15 protein-coding genes are annotated in these 17,730 nt (G+C 49.7%); all 15 read right to left on the reverse strand.

Annotated features, from left to right (window positions below; translation table 11 throughout):
- Window positions 1-25 precede the first annotated feature (25 nt).
- Entirely contained in the window at window positions 26-919 is an 894-nt protein-coding gene (locus KTG12_RS11265; RefSeq protein WP_139322579.1) for a hypothetical protein, read from the reverse strand.
- 11 nt (window positions 920-930) lie between these two features.
- Window positions 931-1,614, reverse strand: a complete 684-nt coding sequence (locus tag KTG12_RS11270) for a hypothetical protein (RefSeq protein ID WP_075965569.1) — start codon at window positions 1,612-1,614, stop codon at window positions 931-933.
- 11 nt (window positions 1,615-1,625) lie between these two features.
- The gene (locus KTG12_RS11275) at window positions 1,626-2,342 is read right to left on the reverse strand and encodes a hypothetical protein (protein WP_122298312.1); all 717 of its coding nucleotides are present in this window, start codon (window positions 2,340-2,342) and stop codon (window positions 1,626-1,628) included.
- Entirely contained in the window at window positions 2,323-4,917 is a 2,595-nt protein-coding gene (locus KTG12_RS11280; protein WP_075965571.1) for a TraG family conjugative transposon ATPase, read from the reverse strand. The genes KTG12_RS11275 and KTG12_RS11280 overlap by 20 nt, the downstream gene beginning before the upstream one ends.
- Window positions 4,918-4,945: 28 nt before the next feature.
- Window positions 4,946-5,242, reverse strand: a complete 297-nt coding sequence (locus KTG12_RS11285) for a hypothetical protein (RefSeq protein ID WP_075965572.1) — start codon at window positions 5,240-5,242, stop codon at window positions 4,946-4,948.
- 2 nt (window positions 5,243-5,244) lie between these two features.
- On the reverse strand, window positions 5,245-5,604 hold the full coding sequence (locus tag KTG12_RS11290) for a DUF4134 domain-containing protein (RefSeq protein WP_075965573.1): 360 nt from the start codon (window positions 5,602-5,604) through the stop codon (window positions 5,245-5,247).
- 134 nt (window positions 5,605-5,738) lie between these two features.
- Entirely contained in the window at window positions 5,739-6,083 is a 345-nt protein-coding gene (locus KTG12_RS11295; RefSeq protein WP_075965574.1) for a hypothetical protein, read from the reverse strand.
- A 25-nt stretch (window positions 6,084-6,108) separates the two neighbouring features.
- Window positions 6,109-6,708 (reverse strand): hypothetical protein, encoded by a 600-nt coding sequence (locus KTG12_RS11300; RefSeq protein ID WP_122298314.1) that lies wholly within the window; start codon window positions 6,706-6,708, stop codon window positions 6,109-6,111.
- 75 nt (window positions 6,709-6,783) lie between these two features.
- On the reverse strand, window positions 6,784-7,485 hold the full coding sequence (locus tag KTG12_RS11305; protein ID WP_075965576.1) for a ParA family protein: 702 nt from the start codon (window positions 7,483-7,485) through the stop codon (window positions 6,784-6,786).
- Between the two features lie 195 nt (window positions 7,486-7,680).
- Complete coding sequence (locus tag KTG12_RS11310) at window positions 7,681-9,588, reverse strand: relaxase/mobilization nuclease domain-containing protein (RefSeq protein ID WP_075965577.1); 1,908 nt, start codon at window positions 9,586-9,588, stop codon at window positions 7,681-7,683.
- Between the two features lie 10 nt (window positions 9,589-9,598).
- Window positions 9,599-11,089, reverse strand: a complete 1,491-nt coding sequence (locus KTG12_RS11315) for a hypothetical protein (protein ID WP_075965578.1) — start codon at window positions 11,087-11,089, stop codon at window positions 9,599-9,601.
- 67 nt (window positions 11,090-11,156) lie between these two features.
- Window positions 11,157-13,091: a hypothetical protein gene (locus KTG12_RS11320; RefSeq protein WP_122298315.1), complete on the reverse strand. Its 1,935-nt coding sequence runs from the start codon at window positions 13,089-13,091 to the stop codon at window positions 11,157-11,159.
- A gap of 18 nt (window positions 13,092-13,109) precedes the next feature.
- Window positions 13,110-14,303, reverse strand: a complete 1,194-nt coding sequence (locus KTG12_RS11325) for a hypothetical protein (RefSeq protein WP_075965581.1) — start codon at window positions 14,301-14,303, stop codon at window positions 13,110-13,112.
- An 18-nt stretch (window positions 14,304-14,321) separates the two neighbouring features.
- Window positions 14,322-16,730: a DUF4116 domain-containing protein gene (locus KTG12_RS11330; RefSeq protein ID WP_075965582.1), complete on the reverse strand. Its 2,409-nt coding sequence runs from the start codon at window positions 16,728-16,730 to the stop codon at window positions 14,322-14,324.
- A gap of 36 nt (window positions 16,731-16,766) precedes the next feature.
- Window positions 16,767-17,720 carry a DNA-directed RNA polymerase subunit alpha C-terminal domain-containing protein gene (locus KTG12_RS11335; protein ID WP_075965583.1) on the reverse strand — a complete coding sequence of 318 codons (954 nt, stop codon included), beginning with the start codon at window positions 17,718-17,720 and terminating at the stop codon, window positions 16,767-16,769.
- Between the last annotated feature and the right edge of the window lie 10 nt (window positions 17,721-17,730).

A 17,730-nucleotide genomic window follows, 5' to 3' on the forward strand; every position in this document is an offset into this window, starting at 1 on the left:
CTCGTGTATTATGTCTTGTTTATTCCTATCTATTTTTACGTCCGGAAAAAGACTTGTCCAATATCTTCCGGTACTCCTCATTGATGTTCATCCGATCCGTCTGTTCGGACTCCAGGATAAAGTCTATCCAGTCCGATCCCCTCACGTGCGCATACAGCCGGTTCAGTTCATTCAGCTTCTTCTGGTAGAACGATTCCTTGTCTGCCGAAGGCACCCATGAGCTGTGTATCTGCATCACATCGTCGATGATGCGTCCCACTTCCTTCTTGTAGCCTTCCGTCAGCTTGTCGCTTTTCAGGAACCCTTCGTCCAGAATACCGTTACCGTTCTTGCCGCTGCCCATCATGTCGATGGCCGATTTAATGGAAGCTGCCTCCCCCTCAGTCATGCCCGCCGCCGTGTCCAGCAAATCCTCAATTCCTTCGATCCGGCTTGTTCCTAGAAAAGCCTTCTCCGTGCGTATAAACGCATCCTTGTATCTGCGCCATACCATATCACCTGGCATAGTCGCCGCATCCGGCAAGGTGAACATCCGGCGGTTCATCATTTTCGTCAGGTTCTTGTAAATTGAGTCATTCCCGTTCTTGAAGATGGTCTTTCCGGCCACCTCAATCGATGCCCGGATAGTCATCCACTCCTTCATACGGGTAGTCAGTCCCGGTGCACAATCAAAAAAACGGTCAAGCGTTTGCTGCAGGATCTCCACCGACTGCAAGTATTCGTCCTTGGAAGACGCACTCTCCTTACGGGAAGATTCCTCGATAGACTTCATGCTGGCCTCCATCTCCATCTGTCTCATGAGCAGCTTGGTGTCATTGCTCATGTCGATGTTCGTTGTTTGGGCTGATACCGGCATCACTGCCAGTACCAACCCAGTCAACACCGAAACAAACACTACTATTAATCTACTTCCTGTCATAGTATCCGTATTTATCTGATTACATTCTTCAGCACATCAATCTGTTGCTCCCGAAATCCCTCTCGGTAAACGGCCAGGGAAAACAGCACCCGGCCATGGTAGATGACCCGCATCTTCTCGGCCCTTGCCCGCTCGTAACAATTCTCCATCATGGTGATACGTTCCGTATTGTTCGCGATGAATCCCGACTCGCGGACGTACTTGGCCACCCGGCGTTCAATCTGATCCATCTCGTAGTCAGAATTAGCCTTGGCCCGTTCGTAATAGTCCTCACACTTCATCCGCAAGGAATCACTGGACAGTACATACGTTTCATGGTACTGTTCCCAGAACTCGGCCACATCCTTTACCGTCTGTTCATACAATTTCATCATGGAAGCCAGGTTCCCGTTGCTCAAGGACTTCTCCTTGGCATACAAGTGCTCTTCCAGAATGTTCAAAACCATATAATTGGCCGCTGTCTTCTCCTTGTTGGCAATGACATCCATCTTCAGGTTCCCGATACGCTCGAACCGTTTCAGGGAAGAGTTGTTGTTTGCCGACACTATCGCATGTCGGTAAGGGTCGTACACAAACATCACGCCCTGTGCCGACACAGCCATGCCAGACAGCAGCAGCGCCGCCATTGCCAGTCCCCTTCTGACACCGGTCAGAGAGAGTGACGAAAACCTGTTATGTCCACCTGTCATTTCCATATAAGTATTGATTACATCCGGTTTGCTTTAGCCGGGTCAAAATCATTGTCCCCTTTTGCCGGAATATCCTGACATTTAAAGGGATCCAGTGTATTGTTCATCAGCGAATAATCATGGACGCGGCGCAACTGCCACTTGAGTGCGTTGTTTATGGACGTCACCTGCCGCTTCATGTCCTCGCCTTTAGTAAAACACTGGCGAATGGTCATCTGCGGATGCGCCGAAGTCCGATCCTTGATAATTCCCATCATATTGTTGAAAACACCAATGGTATTATAACCTTGCGTGATAAACACGTCCATTGTCTCCGTCCGCAAAGCGTTGACGGCAAAATCCATATGCTCGAAGCCGGACAAGTAATCGCCGTAAAGGCTGACCATCTGACGGATCTGTTTCCACAGTCCCTTCACCAGCCAGAAGTCCTCGAACGCCACATCCACTGTGGACTGCGGTCCGTCCTCCCAGCCATTCTGTCCGAAGGTACGCAAGCCGTTCTGCACCGCCTCGTTCATTTCGACCCACTCTTCCGTAAAGCGTGCCAAATCCTCCATCTGCTCCGCTTCCACTATCTGCACTCCGGAGATAGCCACCAGGCGTGCCGTCTGGTCAGCCACATCCTTCTGCAAGACAGGCAGCGTTGCCGAATCCGTAATCTGCCCGTAGGCCGACACAACGGAAAGCCATCCAATCAGGACACATATCCATACTTTAGAAGTCAATGTTCTCATATACCTTTGTTTTAATGGGGACCCTGTAACCCGGGCTGTTCACCTTCTCGGCAAACAGCTGGATACTCAGCCCTGTCCGTTTTTGTTCTTCGATATAGGCAGTCAGTGCTATCCGGTACAAGTCGATATGCTTGCGCCATTCAGCGAGCAGCTCCTTATATAAACGGGGATCGGTGTCCGATTTTCCTCCTGAACGGATACGCATCCAATCTTCCATCACCCCTTTCTCATACTCCTGGTAAGCATCATGATACAGTCTGACTGCATCCTTCTCGATACGTGTGGTCGTATAGGTATAATACTGTGCCAATGACACCTCTGTAGCATACACCTCGCCGATTGCCCCACGACGGATATACACTTCGGAATACTTGTTCCGACCGGCCAGTGTCCCGACCTTATTTATGGAAAATATCTTTGCCAGTTCAGAATTTGTGATACCCAACACTTTCTGTATTTCATCGAAGTTCTTCTTATTCTTCTCCTGGTCAAGCAAGATCATCGTATCCGCATTCGTAACAATGGCGTTTTTCAAGATTTTATTGCCGGTCAAGTCAGCCACATCCTGTGTCACGACAATGGCTTCTCCATTGAACTTACGCACTGTCTTGTACAGATACTGCAAATATCCTGCCATGGAAGGAGATTCGATGGCCTTCCATGCTTCTTCAATTATCAACGACTTACCCCCCTTCTTGATTCTCATTTTCTGTATGAACAGGTCCATGATAATCAGTGTCACAATAGGGAACAGGATTTTATGATCCTTGATGGCATCCACTTCAAATACAATAAATTTCTCATCAAACAGTGACTTGTCCATGTCATCATTCAGCGTGCGCTCATAATCTCCACCTTTATAGAACTTTTTCAACACATACTCGTATGACTCCATTTCCGCATAGCTGCGGATATTAGCCTCACTGATCTGCTTGTTCATGAAAGGCACGGAGAACTCATAAAACGAATTGAACGACAGATAAGAAGCGTCCCGCCCGCTGTCAAAGTAATCCCTGTAATACTCATTCACCGTATTGGAGATCAAGGTGTCCTCCACTTGCGATAGTTCACCCTTGCTACCTTTCCACAGTAGCGTAATCAAGGACTTCAGGAAGTCACGTTTTTCCTCGTTGAATTCCTCCTTGTTGATACGGAACGGATTCATGGTAATCGGGTTCTCGTCCGTATAGGTAATGTACTTGCCCTTCAGATATTCGCACAAACCCAGATAAGAGTGTCCGGTATCCACCAGCACGACTTCTATACCATTCCGGTAAATCTGACGTACATACTCGTTGACGAAGAATGACTTACCCGTACCTGTCGGACCCAGTACAAACTTGTTGGAGTTACGGCAACGTTGGGTGGCGATGATATTGAAGAACGGATCTATGGCCAAGGGGATGCCCTGTCTGTCGCAAAAGTAAGTCTTGAACGAAGAATGTTCGTCCTGCTGTCTTGCCTCCTTGTAGAAGAAACACAAAGCCGCGTCAGCCGGAACGAGGAACCTGTCATAATCCTTGATGTTCCGCGCATTTCCCGGCATACATCCCAGGAACAGCGGGAACTGGTTATAGCATTGCTTGCTCGGATAGATACCGCACCGGCTGTTCAGTTGTCCCACAAGCATATTGGTCGCCTTATCCAGATTCCCCCTTCCGATCAGGGTAAAATTGAAATGGGAATACACCACCATTTTTCCGACCCGTGCCATATCACCCAGCATGTTGGTGATATCCTCCACGGCCATATCGTTTCCGGCGTCTGGTATGGAACTATGCCGTTTGCACTTGGTCAACAATTTGGTCTGCACAGCCTGCTGGTCCGGTATGAACAATATCTGGTTATAAATCAGTGTATCCACCTCCGGAACGGAAGGGAGGAACGAGAACAAATCCACTGGCATGATAAAATCCCCGATCTCTTCGGTACGGGAGCATTCTATTTCGCTTGGGACATCCACGCTGTCCACATCCACCAGTGACATCACCCGCACCTCGCGGTCCCCCACCCAGAATTTCTTGCGGGTAGCCTTGATATTGTCGAAGGCCACCTCTCCCTTATTGAAATTAATGGTACAATAGTTATGCAGATAGTCATTGCACTGGCTTTCGTCCAATGCGGTGATAGCGTAACCGTTAGCGTCAAACATCTGCAGCAACCGTGAAACATTTGAACGAAATGTATCCCATGCCTCCTTATCGTATGAAAAGAACGATTTTTTAACCTCACAGGTCAGGATAAGATACGTTTCGGTCTCGGTATATTCACGTCCCTCGAATAACTTAAAATATTCGTTGTCCAAGAAATCCGTATTGTCGCAGACATGATGATATTTCTTGCGGAAGAACAAATCCTGTTTCTGGAGGATATAACCGTTTCCGAACAGCTTCAGCAAGTTCGTATAGAAGGAATGAAAGTCCTCATACAACGATTTGTCGCCGGACCATTGCTGCACAGGGTTTTCGACACGGAAGATGACCGAATAATCACCCATTGCGTTATATACCACTCCATAGCCCTCCGGCTGTTGTTCGATACAGATATAAGGAGATTTGAATTCCGATACTTTCATAAAAACAGTTTTGATTTAATTGTCGATGTTATAGGTCCAGTTTACCCCGGACTATACGTCGTACGATGTAGTAGCCCGCACCCGAATCCCGGCTGTGGAGTCCCTGACTCTGTTTGTACAGTATGAATGACATAGACAGTACGAAACTGACTATCAGCGTCACCATACCAAACAGGACACCGACTAGATTCCCTACAAGCACACACAGTAAGAAAGAGGTAATCAAAGCAGCCGCTCCCCAACCGATAAACTTGCCTTTCAAGTTCTTGAATACAAGGGGTCTTTGCAACCCCTTGTACACCTTGAAACCACCTATGCCTTCCATTATTACAAGAAAAGGACTTTAAGTATTGAACCTGTTGCAACGAGGAACAGACAGGCACCGCCCCAGCCGACGATACGCTTGGTAACGTCCTGGTCGCCGTTATTCCACTTGATGTAGATCTGTGCGCCACCGACCAGACCGACCAGTGAGCCGACAATCAAACACAGATTGGCTACGGATTCGAAAGTGCCTTCAAGTTGTGAACTTGCTTCATCAATTGCACCTGCAAAAGCTGACGCATCTTTCTGAGCGAAAGCGTTTGTCACGAATGTCAACATTACGATTGCCAACGACAATGCTCTGGCATTAACCTGATGAAATTTGACACACGCCAGATTTCTAAAATTACTAATCAAAATCATAGTGTTTGGTATTTAGTTAATTGTAAAAATATAATATTTCAATTCTTCAAATCAAATCCGCTTGCGCCTATATCAACACCATTTACGGCGCACTGTATAAAAACTACTTCTTCAAATCTTCAGATGCTCCGTTCTCAGAATGTATAGACACATCCGTCGAATACCGCCCTACCGGACTTCATAAGCTGTTGATTGTAACCGTTCACCTCAAAGCCCTGTGCATAGATGGCACCGGTCACCCGTCGCGGACGATAGGATTCAAGCTCCTCCTTATCCTCACTCATGTACTCCTTGCGTACATCGGCAGGCAGCTCCATTTTCTTTGCCCGAAAACTTGATGAACTCAGCATATCATCCACAGGGATAATCTGCGTATCCTCGTCATCAGCCATCGGTGCACTGTTTTTGAGCGCATCAAAAACAATCAATACAAGATAATAGAGGGTATATCCCCCCAAAAGCATAACAATCCACTTCATGATCTTATTGTTTTATGGCAGGTTGTCAGTTACCCAATCGGCGAACTTTCTTGACGAACTCAGCAAAATTGTCTTCCAAATAACTTTGAATAATGTAGGAGGCTAATACCTGGGTAGGAATATTGAAGACTTTCCCAAACAAAAAGATTAAATCACGTGCTTCACCTGTTACTCGAATCACGGCCTTTTCATCAATTTGATTATTATCCAAAAATATCCTACACTTTTCCTTGAGTTCCATGATTTCCGGTGTAAATTTCCGCTCTTGTCGAGATACTTTCTTTCGAAGCTTTTTGCGATTCTCATACATCGTCAACAGTTCGTTCAACTCTTCCTCGGAAATATTCTTCAACGAATCGGCCCTTTTTCTTTTAGGTGTGGGCTCGTTCATGAATTCTCCAGCACTATCAGCCGGATTCTTTAATGGGTTCTCATTCGGCACGGCCGATACCGTGTCAGTAGGTGATTGGGCAATCGAATTGACCGCCTTGGGAGTGTCTGAGTCTCCCGTACCAGTAAACGCAGTCGGTGAAGCAACAGAGGAACGTTTATCCTCAGTGTTTTGAGCTGTTCTTTTGGCAGTCTGCTCCTTCGCCGTTTTGATTAAATCGTTTAGGTTTGCCATTGCAAAATTATCATTTTAATTTGATTCTCATAAAGTTATGGATAAACACTTTTTATAATTTAAAGCAAGTTAACGCTATTTCAATTTCTTTATTATATAAGCAAAAGCATTCTCAACGACAGCCAGCACATAGGGATTAATGAACATCGTACTTAAATTCCGGGAAAGGTTTACGGTACGCGCCACATCCGGTGTGATATGGCACCCCATACCCAACAATTGCTGCTCAATATCACTACGGCTCGAATAATTTGCTGATGTCATAATGGCATTTGGCACAACGAAGCGTTTGGCTCGAAGATTCATCCCGCGTAATGCGTTAGTGAACGTAAGTGTGGAGCTGTTGTCAAAATCACTGAAGCTTGTCGGTGTGATGATGGCATCTGCCAGCCGGAAAATAGGTTCCATTTGCTCAATGTCCAACTGTCCGGGCATGTCGAATATATTGAAGTCATTTTCAGAATCGGTAAAAGAGTCCTCCCCATTGTCGAGCCATCCGCGTATAGCACCGGAGAGCACGTCAAACGGAAGGCGTTCGATCCGGAACAAAGAGTTTGGATTGACAGGAACCGGGCAATCATCATTCTGGATTTTTTCGGTATCATAATGGATACCCTCAAAAGTCAGGTCCAGCAGGTACTTTTCAAAGATGCTCTGTTGCTTGTCGCAATCCAATACACGGCATCTGTAACCGGCCATACCGAGGTAGTCACTGAACAACAAAGCCAGTGTGCTTTTCCCCACACCGCCCTTCTGATTGGCAAAAACTATTAACATATTTATTTCGGTTTTGGTTACTACTAAATCATTGTCAGACAAAGATAAGCAAATCAGTACGACAGAGCAAATTTTATTAGTTTTTTCATTTGATACACCGGAATTCCGTTGGGAATTCTCTCTGATTTGCATCCATTACAGTTCTGGTTGACACCTTCCACTATTCCATGAGAACGTATCAACCAGCACTTAGTATCAATCTTCATTTTCATCATCATCCCTACGTTTGCGTTTGCGGGAGCGCCCGCCACCTCCACCACCGCCTCCGGCTTTCATCTGGTTGGCAATCTGTGCCATCTGTGCCAGGAATCCTGCCAGTGATATCGGTTTGAGCACAGCATCCATGGATGGGGAAGCGGACCTAGTCCGGCTGTCATCATAATCCCTTGCGCGGGTTCTCCTTCCGGAAGCACCACCGCTTACTGCTGACCGGCTATGATTCTGTCCGGTGCCACGGGTATTGCCACTAGTTTGCTGTTCTTCGCCCGGCGGTTCGGGATACGTGACGGTCTTCTCGTTCAAGTAATCCTCCCACCTGCTGTAGTAGCGGTTCATGCGATCCACGTCAAGCACATTCAAGTCCAGGCCCTTCGCCTGTTCTACCGTGAAACCGCCACCCAATTTGGACACATTGTACAAGCCGCCTTGCGGGTGATAAAAGAAGAGTTCCTTGCCCATGAGCACCACGGACACCCCTTCTTTTTTGAGCGCCGCGCTCAAATCCTCGCCCGAAAGGTTGTGCAGAAGGGAAGAAAGCGTTTCCCTTACCACCTTGCGTACAGACTTATCTTCCGGCGTTAACTGTACCGGACGAATATCGTCCACCTTGACCCTGTTGATGGCCGCCAGGCATCGTGCTTCCTCTTCGGAGTGAATATCCATTGCCGATACATTGATCACACGCTGGTTATAATTCAGCGCGGCCACCGTGTCAGCCGGCAGATGGTACTGACCGTTCTCACCCGGCCTGGTTGCATAAGCGACATTTCCCTTGCCGGTATGCATAGTATATCCCAGCGCCGACATCCGTTCGGCGAATCTCCTCCAGCCGCATTTCTTTCCTTCCTCTGCCAGCACCTGATTGACCAAGGAATAGAAATGATCCGCTTTCTCGCTGAAGTCCGTGGAGCGTACCAGCGTCTCAATCGGGAACACGTCAGAACTCCGGTAGACAGTCTTGCCCGGATAGTCGGTCACCGACCAGCGAATATGCTCTTTCCCTTCCTTGTCTTTGACCGTAGTGCTTTCGATATGGAATCCCAGTTGTGTCCTCAGTTCATGCAGGGACTTGATTTCCTCGAACGTATAGCCCTTGGACGCATATTCGGTCAGTTTCTTGAACAACAGCTGCTTTCGCTTGAAGATTTTCGGTTGCTTGTCCACAGGCAGCTTGCCATTGACACGCACGGACACCCCTTCCTTGTAAGCCTTCTTGCAGGCATCGATTTGGTCCTGTGTAATCGTTCCGCACATCTCGCCGTCCGAAGAAAGGATCCACCGTCCGGCAACCGTCTGGGACTTCTCCAGTTTGTAGCCCTTCTCCTTGAAGATACCCACCAGGTTGGAGTCGAATGCGAACCGCCACTCCAAGGCAGCGGCGATATCCTTCTTGGCCCGCACCTGCAAGTTCTCGGATTCGGAAATATTGAACTGTCTGTTTATCTCCCGGATAGCCGCCAGCGAGCGGTACCGTTCCGACTTGTCGGATACCAGCGAGCCGTCATAGCGTACCCGTGTGGAGACGATGTGTACATGGTTGTTGTCCGTATCCTTATGAAAGAACACCAGGTAAGGCTGGTCACCATATCCCATTTTGTCGATGTAGATCCGGGCGGCGTCCAACAGCTGCTCTTTGGACAATTCACGTCCGGCACAAGAAATGACCGCATGGAACTGCCGGTAGTTGACGTCCGGTCGCCGGTCAGACACATAGTTCAGGAAATCGAGATATGTCGCCGCACTCGGCTGCCCCGTCAGTCCGACCATAGCTTCCAGTTCAAAGTTCTTCGCTTCAAGCATCTCCGCTTTTCCGTTCTCCGTTTTCAGCCGGTTGTATTCTATCCCTGCGAAAGACTTGGAATGTTTCAGTATCTTGGCTATCATAACCCTTCGATCAGTTGGTTGCAGAAATCTCCGGCAGCGCCGCATAGCGTTCCCAACTGTTTGTAATCAGGGATGCCTTTTTCCGAAACACCTCGTCCTTCAGCAGCATGACCGGGACGAACTCACCGATACGCGGGTCAACAAACAGAAAATAGATCATCATTTCCGCTGTGCGCTGCTGTACCGGGATCTGCTTGAAACAGCGGTAATCCTTCCGCACGGCGACAGCAATCACCTCTTTCGTCTGGAACTTCGGACGGATATACTTGAGTACATCAGGCGACTGTATCAGTGCCAGTTGTGCCAATGCCGTAAATTGTTGGTTCGTGTAATTCTCCGGACGGAGGAACTGGATGGCCCGTCCGTCCTTCAGGACGATGGCAGAAGCTATCTCGTAAGACACCAAATCCGGGTTCGCATAATTGGCCGTCATCGGGTCCCTGGAAAGGGCCAGCGCCACCTGTTGCGGGGTCTGCATATCCTGGGAAATATACCTCAGGTTCTCCGGCGAGCCGTATGACAATGCATAATCAGCCATATCCAGTCTGCAGAACGACTGCGGTACATAGGCTATATCATCCGGATGTACATATACGGCACACCGACACATCCGTTCGTCTGTCAGCGACTGCTCCACCTCGTTCAACCTTATTTCCCCGGCCCTTAGCTTCATGTAGGCCGTCAGATAACCGTCAGGAAGGGAGACAAAGTCCCATTCGCTCATCGGGATGTGGAAATTATAGTCCAATATCACATTATCTATCCGTTGTAACCGTTCCTCTTTTTCGAGGGAGCCGTCCTGGTCTACCACGTTACACAGTCTCACTGTACGGGCTATCAGCGCCCGGCACGACTCAGGCGCCGCCTGCAGATTAGACAGATCATCCTGCAAGGTCGAATGCAGGAAGTCCGATGCCATCAGGTCATCCGACAATCCCTCCAGATAAAGATAGTCTGCCGTATAGCCCGATGCCTGCCAGAAGGAGAACCGTTTAATGAGCCGTTGTTCCTCTGTTTCCAGTCGTTCCGGCAACAGTTTGCCGATCCGCTCATACGCCTGCATCAGCCAGTCACTCAAAATATGCAGTTCGGCAATTCTTTTCAGCCGTTCGTCCCTGCCCTCGTACAGATAGCCGTCCATCCGGCTTGCATAAGTCTCCAGTTCGTCCAGTTCGTCACCGACCAGTCCGATTTTCACCATCAGTCCGTTCGCGAGAGCGGCCAACACATTCTTCGGGGTATCCTCCGGGAAGTCCAGGCCGGCAAGCCGTTTGTACAGCACCTCGGCAACATCACCCAGAAACGAGGCCGTCAGTATTTCCGTCTTGACCGGCTCGTCCCCCGCTTCGAGCAGCTGAAGCAAAATCTCAGCAGACTGCTCCAGATGAAACATGCTTAGCGTCTCTTGCATACTTTCAGAGCGGTCAAGCAATGATCCCACCGAAGAGATGATATTACCCAGCTGTACCGTCTGTATGTCGTTTTGGTAAGAATTCTTCATTACCGTCCTATTTTAAATTAGTACCGGACCCGCCCATGAAGGGCAGGCCCTCATTCATTCTCTGTTATCACATTGACCGGCCACCCACCTTTTCTGTACGGTCGGCACCGCTGTCATGATCAATCTTTGCCTGCAGCTTCGCACGGTTGGCATCCGTCTTGACCACATCGGTCACACCCGGGTTCGCCAGGTCGAACTGCACTTTCTGCTCATATTCAAATGCGAACTGTCTCATGGCAGCCAGATCCGGATGCTCGGATTTCTGCGCCATCTCGTTGGACAGGATGCTCATGGACAGATACAAGGACTTGTCGTTAGCAGGAAGAGCCTTGAACACTTTATACTCATTTCGCATATTGTCCGTGGAAAGTCCGGAACGGTGCGTCTGTTCCATTTTCTGATCAGCCAGACGTATGAAGTCCATTGCATGCTTGGCTGTCGTGAACCGGTCAATCACCGAATACCCCTCAGTCCCTTCGAGGCTTGTGCCCGCTTCAGCAAGTATCATCTTGCCCGTATGCTCATTATAGAGCAATGACACCGTCCGGTCCATCTTCAGTCCGGCCAGGTCATCGGCAGACAAATCTATCAGTTGTACCGGCCTGTCCGCATACAAACTGTCCATACGGAGAGAAGCCACCTCTGCCTGGTTCACCAATGATTCGTACTCCTTGTAATCCTGTACTCTGTCAGCCGACGGGTTCTGTGACAGATCAGCCGCCATTTCGGAGATACGTCCCTCCAGCATCTTGCGGTACTGCTCCATCACCATGACATCAGCCACACCCGGCCTGGCCCCTACCAAAGAAAGATCCTCGCCGTAGTGTCTCTTGAACTGGTCCGATTCAAAGAATTCCTGACTGACACCTTGAGACTCCCCTTTCACAAAGCTCTCGGTCAACCCGTTCAGTTCCTTACGTTCTTCCACCCTTCCGGTCAGGACATCCATCCGTCTGGCAATCTCCTGCGGGTTCACCTTCATCTCTATCAGGTTCGCTTTGCTCGTGAACGCCTTCACCTTCACTGTTGCTCCGTCCCCAGCCTGCTCGCATATACGGTTGACATAGCCCTGTGCCATCTCGAACTGCGCCTGTGTCATCATCTCAGGGTAAATGCCCGACAAGTCATGCCCCACCATATTCTCGAACCACGCCGTTTCGGTCAGTGCCTTATGCAACTCGTCCGATATAGCTTCCGGAGTCCCTGTGAAGTCAGCGGAGAGCCCCTGGGGCTGTCCGCAAAGCATATCCACGAACTGCCCTATCACCAACGCATCTGCACGCTTCTGCTGCACCATAACCAACAGCTTCTGTTCATCCCCTTTCTGATACAAGTCACGCATCGCCATCACTTCGGGCAATACAAAAGTCTGGTTGAAAACCTTTGTATAATTTTCTGAAGCCCGCTGCGCCTTCTCGTAAGCCTCCGTCGCAAACACCCGGTACTCCGCTTCTTTCTCACCCAAATCACCGTCCACCTGTGAGCGTCTGAAATCCCTGTAGGACTGCATCGCCTCCATGGACTTCTGATAGCCATCTGCCAGTGCCGTCTCAGCCATCAGCCGTTTCCAACCCTGGTTCTCCGAGCTCTCGGAAGTCAGAAGCACCGAAAGGTCCTTTCCGATACATTCCTCAAAATAGGCAGACTGGAGCAGTTTATCCACATTGCCCTCGTTCAGTATGGTAGCCGGGCTCACTTTCCGCTGATCCAATACATAAAAAGCCTTCATCAGCTCGGCAGCCTCGCCCATGCATTTAGCCAGCACCTCCGTATCCTGCTTACCCAGTCTTGCATTAGAGAAGGCACTCATTTCGGCATAGAAATCCTTGTACACCGGAGACTCCCGGTATTCTGCCAAGATCAGCTCCACCTCGTTTTCCGGTGCACACAGTCTCTCGGCCAGTTTACTCAGCTGAATGGTACCCTGGTCATAGAAGTATATGCCAATCAGCATGTTGATGTCGTAATTGTTAATCTTGATCTGTTCCTGTTCGTTTTCCATAACATTGTTTTTAGGAATTTATAAATGAAACCACGAAGTGCTCCTGTTCTTGGTCGCTTCCCGTCCCTTTTCGAACGAGTCCTCTGTCATTCCCGGCGGCAGCGGCCTTTCGCCGGGACAATCTTTGCGTATAAAATCCGGATACTTAGCCGTCAAGTCGATTATAGGGTTCAGTTCCTTCTCCTTCCGTAAGTCCCGGCATAGTCTACGGTAGCACATCTGTCCGACCGCAGCCCCCTTGTCGAGTATATTCTGGTATAATGTCTCGCTGACCGTCAAGCCCGGTATGGGGCTCACCTTGTCTGAGATTCCAGGCCCCCTGTGGAGTACATAGTCATCCATATAGCTCACCGAACCGCACCATTCCAACACAGCGTCTAACAATCCGTTTCGTTTGAAGAAGTCAAGCATTGTTTGATTCCTGAACTCTACGCTCAGATATTTCATGTCATTTTTTGCCACGTAATTCAGCATCTCGGCGTCGGATATATTCTTCCTCCCCCATTTCGTGTTGAAGATGACCGGCTTGAGCATCCGCATCATCAGGGGAGCAATGTCCTTGCGCCTGTTTATCTGGTGCACGATCAGTCCTACCACATTCTCGTTGTCGCCCATCCGCTGTAACAAATTATAGATCGGGTTTCGGGCAGAGATGCCCTTTTGTCTACGGTAATCCTCCTGTATGCCATCCAGATAGTAATTTACGATACCCCGGTAGCGTTCCTTCTCGTTGCTTTCCATGAACTCCCGGTACCGTTCGGTATTCCCCACCCCACTAGTAACCGCCGAAAAGCACTTGTCATTCTCTATCAAGTCGAAGCCATACTTGACAGCGAACGCAGCATCGGTCAAGTCAATTTTCATCTGTGGCTGCTTATCCTGGATGTACGGGATAAAGTGGTCATTTTCCTCTTTGTGGACACGTGGAACGGTAGCGAGGTCCGGCACAAAGTAGAAGAGAGCGATCTCGTTGGGAATGAAGTCCAATTTCTTCACCTGCTTCACCTGTTCGCAGATAAATGATTCGAAGGTATCCTCCTTCAGCCGGGAAGCGATGTCGCATAGACGCACACTGGTCACCCTGTGGCTCTCCTTATTAATACAGAGGTACAAGGCCCCGGGACGGTTAGCGAAATCCGTCCTGATGTTAATCTGGCCGTCTCTTTCATCAACCTCGCCTGCCAGTTCCTTGAAATAATCCAATAGTCCCATAGTAATCCGGATAATAGGTTAGTGATGCATGCCCCCGTTGCGGGATCTGTTCAGCCCTTGGTCTTGGGAATGATTCTGTTTCTGCTGCTGAACCATTTCCGGGAACCGGTCAGCCCAGTACTGTGTCAGTTCGTTGGCGTATCCTGCCAGTTGCGCCTTTTCCATTTGCGGGACATTCGTTCCCATAGGAAGTGTGGAGAAGAATTTCTCAGCGGATATCTCGCCGTTCCGGTAAGCCATGGCCAGTTCAGCCTCCTGCTTGAGCAGATGCACCAATCCCTTTTTGACGCCCTCCGACATGGAGCTGTCCATATTAGCCGATTCCCAGAAAGGCTTCACCTGGTCAGCCGGGCCCTTGTCCTGTCCTGCAGGCCGTTTGTAATAGTCATCAATCGTCACAGCGGAGAAATCGCGCTGCACTGACGGTTTGAAGTTCACGTTCAGGCTGCCCGCCGGCACCAGTTCGGGATGTCTTGTCGCACAAGCGAACGTGTCCAGCACGACCGTCCGGTATTTGATTGCCGGATCCATGTCTTCCGGATAGCGGCCCGCCATTGGCGGTTCGGCCAACAGCTGGCTGGCAGAAATGGAACCGTTATAGAACGCCGCCATGTTACGGACGAACGATTCCGTCTCGGCACGTACCGACATGAAATTCTTCTCAATAGCCTCACGCGCCTCTTTCACCAGTGTGGGATACAGGTCAAAGTAGTCCTGCGGAGTCACCTTGACCCCGTTCTCCAGCTGCTGTCCCTGCATCTTGGCCTGAGCCCTTGCCATCCGTGCCTGACGTTTCAGCTCGTTGTCCGACGGTGCGAACCTCTGCGGGAAGAACTCGCGTGCCTCGGCGAACGTGCGATCAGCCATACGGCAAAGATATTTGGACTTGTCCTTCTGGAACGCATACTGGAGATTCTGGCCGCCCCCCATAGGTGTAATTGCCAGGTGCATCAGCTTGCGCTCGCTCTTCATGTTGCGCGGGACGAACTTGTACGCATTATAGTTGTTGGCGACCGCAGCATAGCACATCGGTCGGTCCTTCCAGGCACGCTTCACCCATTTCAGGGCATATCCGTTGGACTTGACCGCTTCCATACACAGGTTATAGTCCACCAGTCTGGGCTCCTTATTCACCACATGCTCCAGCGCCAGACCGCAAGCCTTGCAAGCGATCATCGCATTCTCGTAAGTCGTATGGTCCTTATCCAGTCCGGCAAACACGTCCGGGTGGTATTGCAGATATTTCGTCCGCGCTTCATCGCTTACCGTATTGATATTCTCGATGCCCTGCTCACCGGAAACCTTGTAGGTCGGATCCAGTATTTCGGCTGCATCGTTACGAAGCCGCTCGATCTCTGGTATAATCCGCTGTATATAGCTTTTCTTCTGCTCCTCTCCGGCCAGCCAGTTCTGTTCAAACTCCTTGCTGTTTGAGTACTTGTCAATGGCATCCTGAAATGCTTCCTCAGACAGCCCCCATACCTGGCAGATTTGGTTCTTGGAGAACTCGTCCTGCCCCATCAGGTATACGGCGGCTCCCAACTCACGGGAAGGGATCATCCGCTCAATCAGGTCACCGGCGTTTGCCTGCACCTTGATGTCCGTGTCCAGCACACGCTTCACGAAATTCTGGTAGCGTTTCCAGTTCAGCTGAGCCAGCTTGCCCAATGTGGGAACCGTATAACCCTTCAGCACCGGCCTTTTCTGCGCCTTGCGGTACAGTTCGGCCAGGATAGCGGGTCTCACCTTCAGTGCACTGAACACCCTCTCCTTTGTCTCTTCGTCCGGATGCTTGTTGATATAGTTCACCGCAAACCCGACAATCAGATCCTCCAGTTTCTTACCCGGCTCGATGTCGCTTTTCACATACAGCACATTATCCATCTTTTCCTGGAATTTGTTGTACTTCTCGATATTCTCGCTGGCAAATTTCTCCAGCAAGGGAGCGTTCTCGTTCCGGAAGAGCGACTTGGCGGCCGCCGCATAGAACAAGTTCTCCATGGTCCGCACGTCCATGCCCAACGCCTGGGACGCCATAGAACGGAACCGGGAGTTGTTATGTGAGTTCAAATAGTACCGTGCCAACGCCAAATCCGCTGCATCAGCCGAAAGGGAAGGATTGGACAGAACCGCCACCCGGTTGTTCTGTTCGACAGCCTTTAGAAAATTATTGTATCGGACCTCGTTGATGGAGGCCAGCTGCTCCAACCTGTCCGGCCGTTGCCCGCTAAGCAGTGGGGAGTTCCCCGCCTGCACGATAAGATCATTCAACCCTTCGGGAGACACACGCAAAACATCTGCCATGTCACACAAGGATTTCGTACCAGGATGCTGCTGCATATAATGCATAGCGAATGCCACCGCCAGTGTCTCGATGTTCCGGTCCGGTGCATACTTAGTCTGCAAGTACTCTCTATTCGTATCCATAGTCATATTTAGTTAATCGTTTTTCCATTCAACCGTTTACCGACGTTTGGCGTGGGTAAACTCCATATAATTGCCGATCCACTCGGCCACCATCTCGTTCCCTCTCAGCCGGGGCTTATGAGTCGATTGCACGGAACTTCCACTGTATCGTATAAACAGTTCCGAATTCGTGTCAATCAAAAAATCCGCTACCGATGTCCAGCAGCCGTTATTGTCTACCTTGATAAGATTCAGCCGTGTCAGCAAGTCCTCTATTTCCTGATAGGACCTCATTCCGAAGTGCGGCAGTTTGGTGAGCATCCCGCTCTTTCCGCAAGCCTTGTTCACCACGATAAAGTCATACAGGGTATTCACTCCGCTCTTGATGGCCGCGTTCGTGCAGCGTACCGACAAGCCCAATTCTGTCACGGAAGTAAGCAACATCCGCATGAAATCCCGGTAGGCCGTCTCTTGGTCCCGCTCGCTGCATATCATATTATCCTTCAGTGCAGAGCACACCATCTCCTTTATCACATCCTTGCTGTTGTCCGCATTGGAACCTTGTCTTTTCAATAAAAGCTGCAGGTTTCGGTTCTCCCGGATGGTCTCAGCCAGCCGCAGACGCAAAGCAGGTACATCCGCATAATACATTTTCAACCGGATGGAAGCCGTACGGATATAATACTGCAGGGTAGAGAGACTTATGTCATGTCTGGCAGCTACCGTCGCCATGTCATCATCCTCTGCACATTCGCGGAGCATATCACTCAGTTCTGTGCCCAATATATCCGGCCATGTACGGACAAACTGCCGATAAGCGGTAGTCAGTGATCCCTTAACTTTCATGCCGGCATTATCCATACCGATGTCATTCATGAATGACTTCAGAGAGGAAACGGACACGTAACCGTCAGCCCCCTGTATATATCCTTTGGACAACCAAAGTCCGATTTTTTCAGGTTGCAGGCCATACACCTTTTCTATTTCATCATAAGTCATCAGTTTCTCCATAACAGTCCTT

It is taken from the genome of Parabacteroides sp. MSK.9.14, assembly GCF_019041495.1.
Classification (GTDB): domain Bacteria; phylum Bacteroidota; class Bacteroidia; order Bacteroidales; family Tannerellaceae; genus Parabacteroides; species Parabacteroides merdae.

Coding starts and splice junctions, on each gene's coding strand:
- KTG12_RS11265 (WP_139322579.1), bottom strand. CDS start 919: ATGACAGGAAGTAGATTAATAGTAGTGTTTGTTTCGGTGTTGACTGGG.
- KTG12_RS11270 (WP_075965569.1), bottom strand. CDS start 1,614: ATGGAAATGACAGGTGGACATAACAGGTTTTCGTCACTCTCTCTGACC.
- KTG12_RS11275 (WP_122298312.1), bottom strand. CDS start 2,342: ATGAGAACATTGACTTCTAAAGTATGGATATGTGTCCTGATTGGATGG.
- KTG12_RS11280 (WP_075965571.1), bottom strand. CDS start 4,917: ATGAAAGTATCGGAATTCAAATCTCCTTATATCTGTATCGAACAACAG.
- KTG12_RS11285 (WP_075965572.1), bottom strand. CDS start 5,242: ATGGAAGGCATAGGTGGTTTCAAGGTGTACAAGGGGTTGCAAAGACCC.
- KTG12_RS11290 (WP_075965573.1), bottom strand. CDS start 5,604: ATGATTTTGATTAGTAATTTTAGAAATCTGGCGTGTGTCAAATTTCAT.
- KTG12_RS11295 (WP_075965574.1), bottom strand. CDS start 6,083: ATGAAGTGGATTGTTATGCTTTTGGGGGGATATACCCTCTATTATCTT.
- KTG12_RS11300 (WP_122298314.1), bottom strand. CDS start 6,708: ATGGCAAACCTAAACGATTTAATCAAAACGGCGAAGGAGCAGACTGCC.
- KTG12_RS11305 (WP_075965576.1), bottom strand. CDS start 7,485: ATGTTAATAGTTTTTGCCAATCAGAAGGGCGGTGTGGGGAAAAGCACA.
- KTG12_RS11310 (WP_075965577.1), bottom strand. CDS start 9,588: ATGATAGCCAAGATACTGAAACATTCCAAGTCTTTCGCAGGGATAGAA.
- KTG12_RS11315 (WP_075965578.1), bottom strand. CDS start 11,089: ATGAAGAATTCTTACCAAAACGACATACAGACGGTACAGCTGGGTAAT.
- KTG12_RS11320 (WP_122298315.1), bottom strand. CDS start 13,091: ATGGAAAACGAACAGGAACAGATCAAGATTAACAATTACGACATCAAC.
- KTG12_RS11325 (WP_075965581.1), bottom strand. CDS start 14,303: ATGGGACTATTGGATTATTTCAAGGAACTGGCAGGCGAGGTTGATGAA.
- KTG12_RS11330 (WP_075965582.1), bottom strand. CDS start 16,730: ATGGATACGAATAGAGAGTACTTGCAGACTAAGTATGCACCGGACCGG.
- KTG12_RS11335 (WP_075965583.1), bottom strand. CDS start 17,720: ATGGAGAAACTGATGACTTATGATGAAATAGAAAAGGTGTATGGCCTG.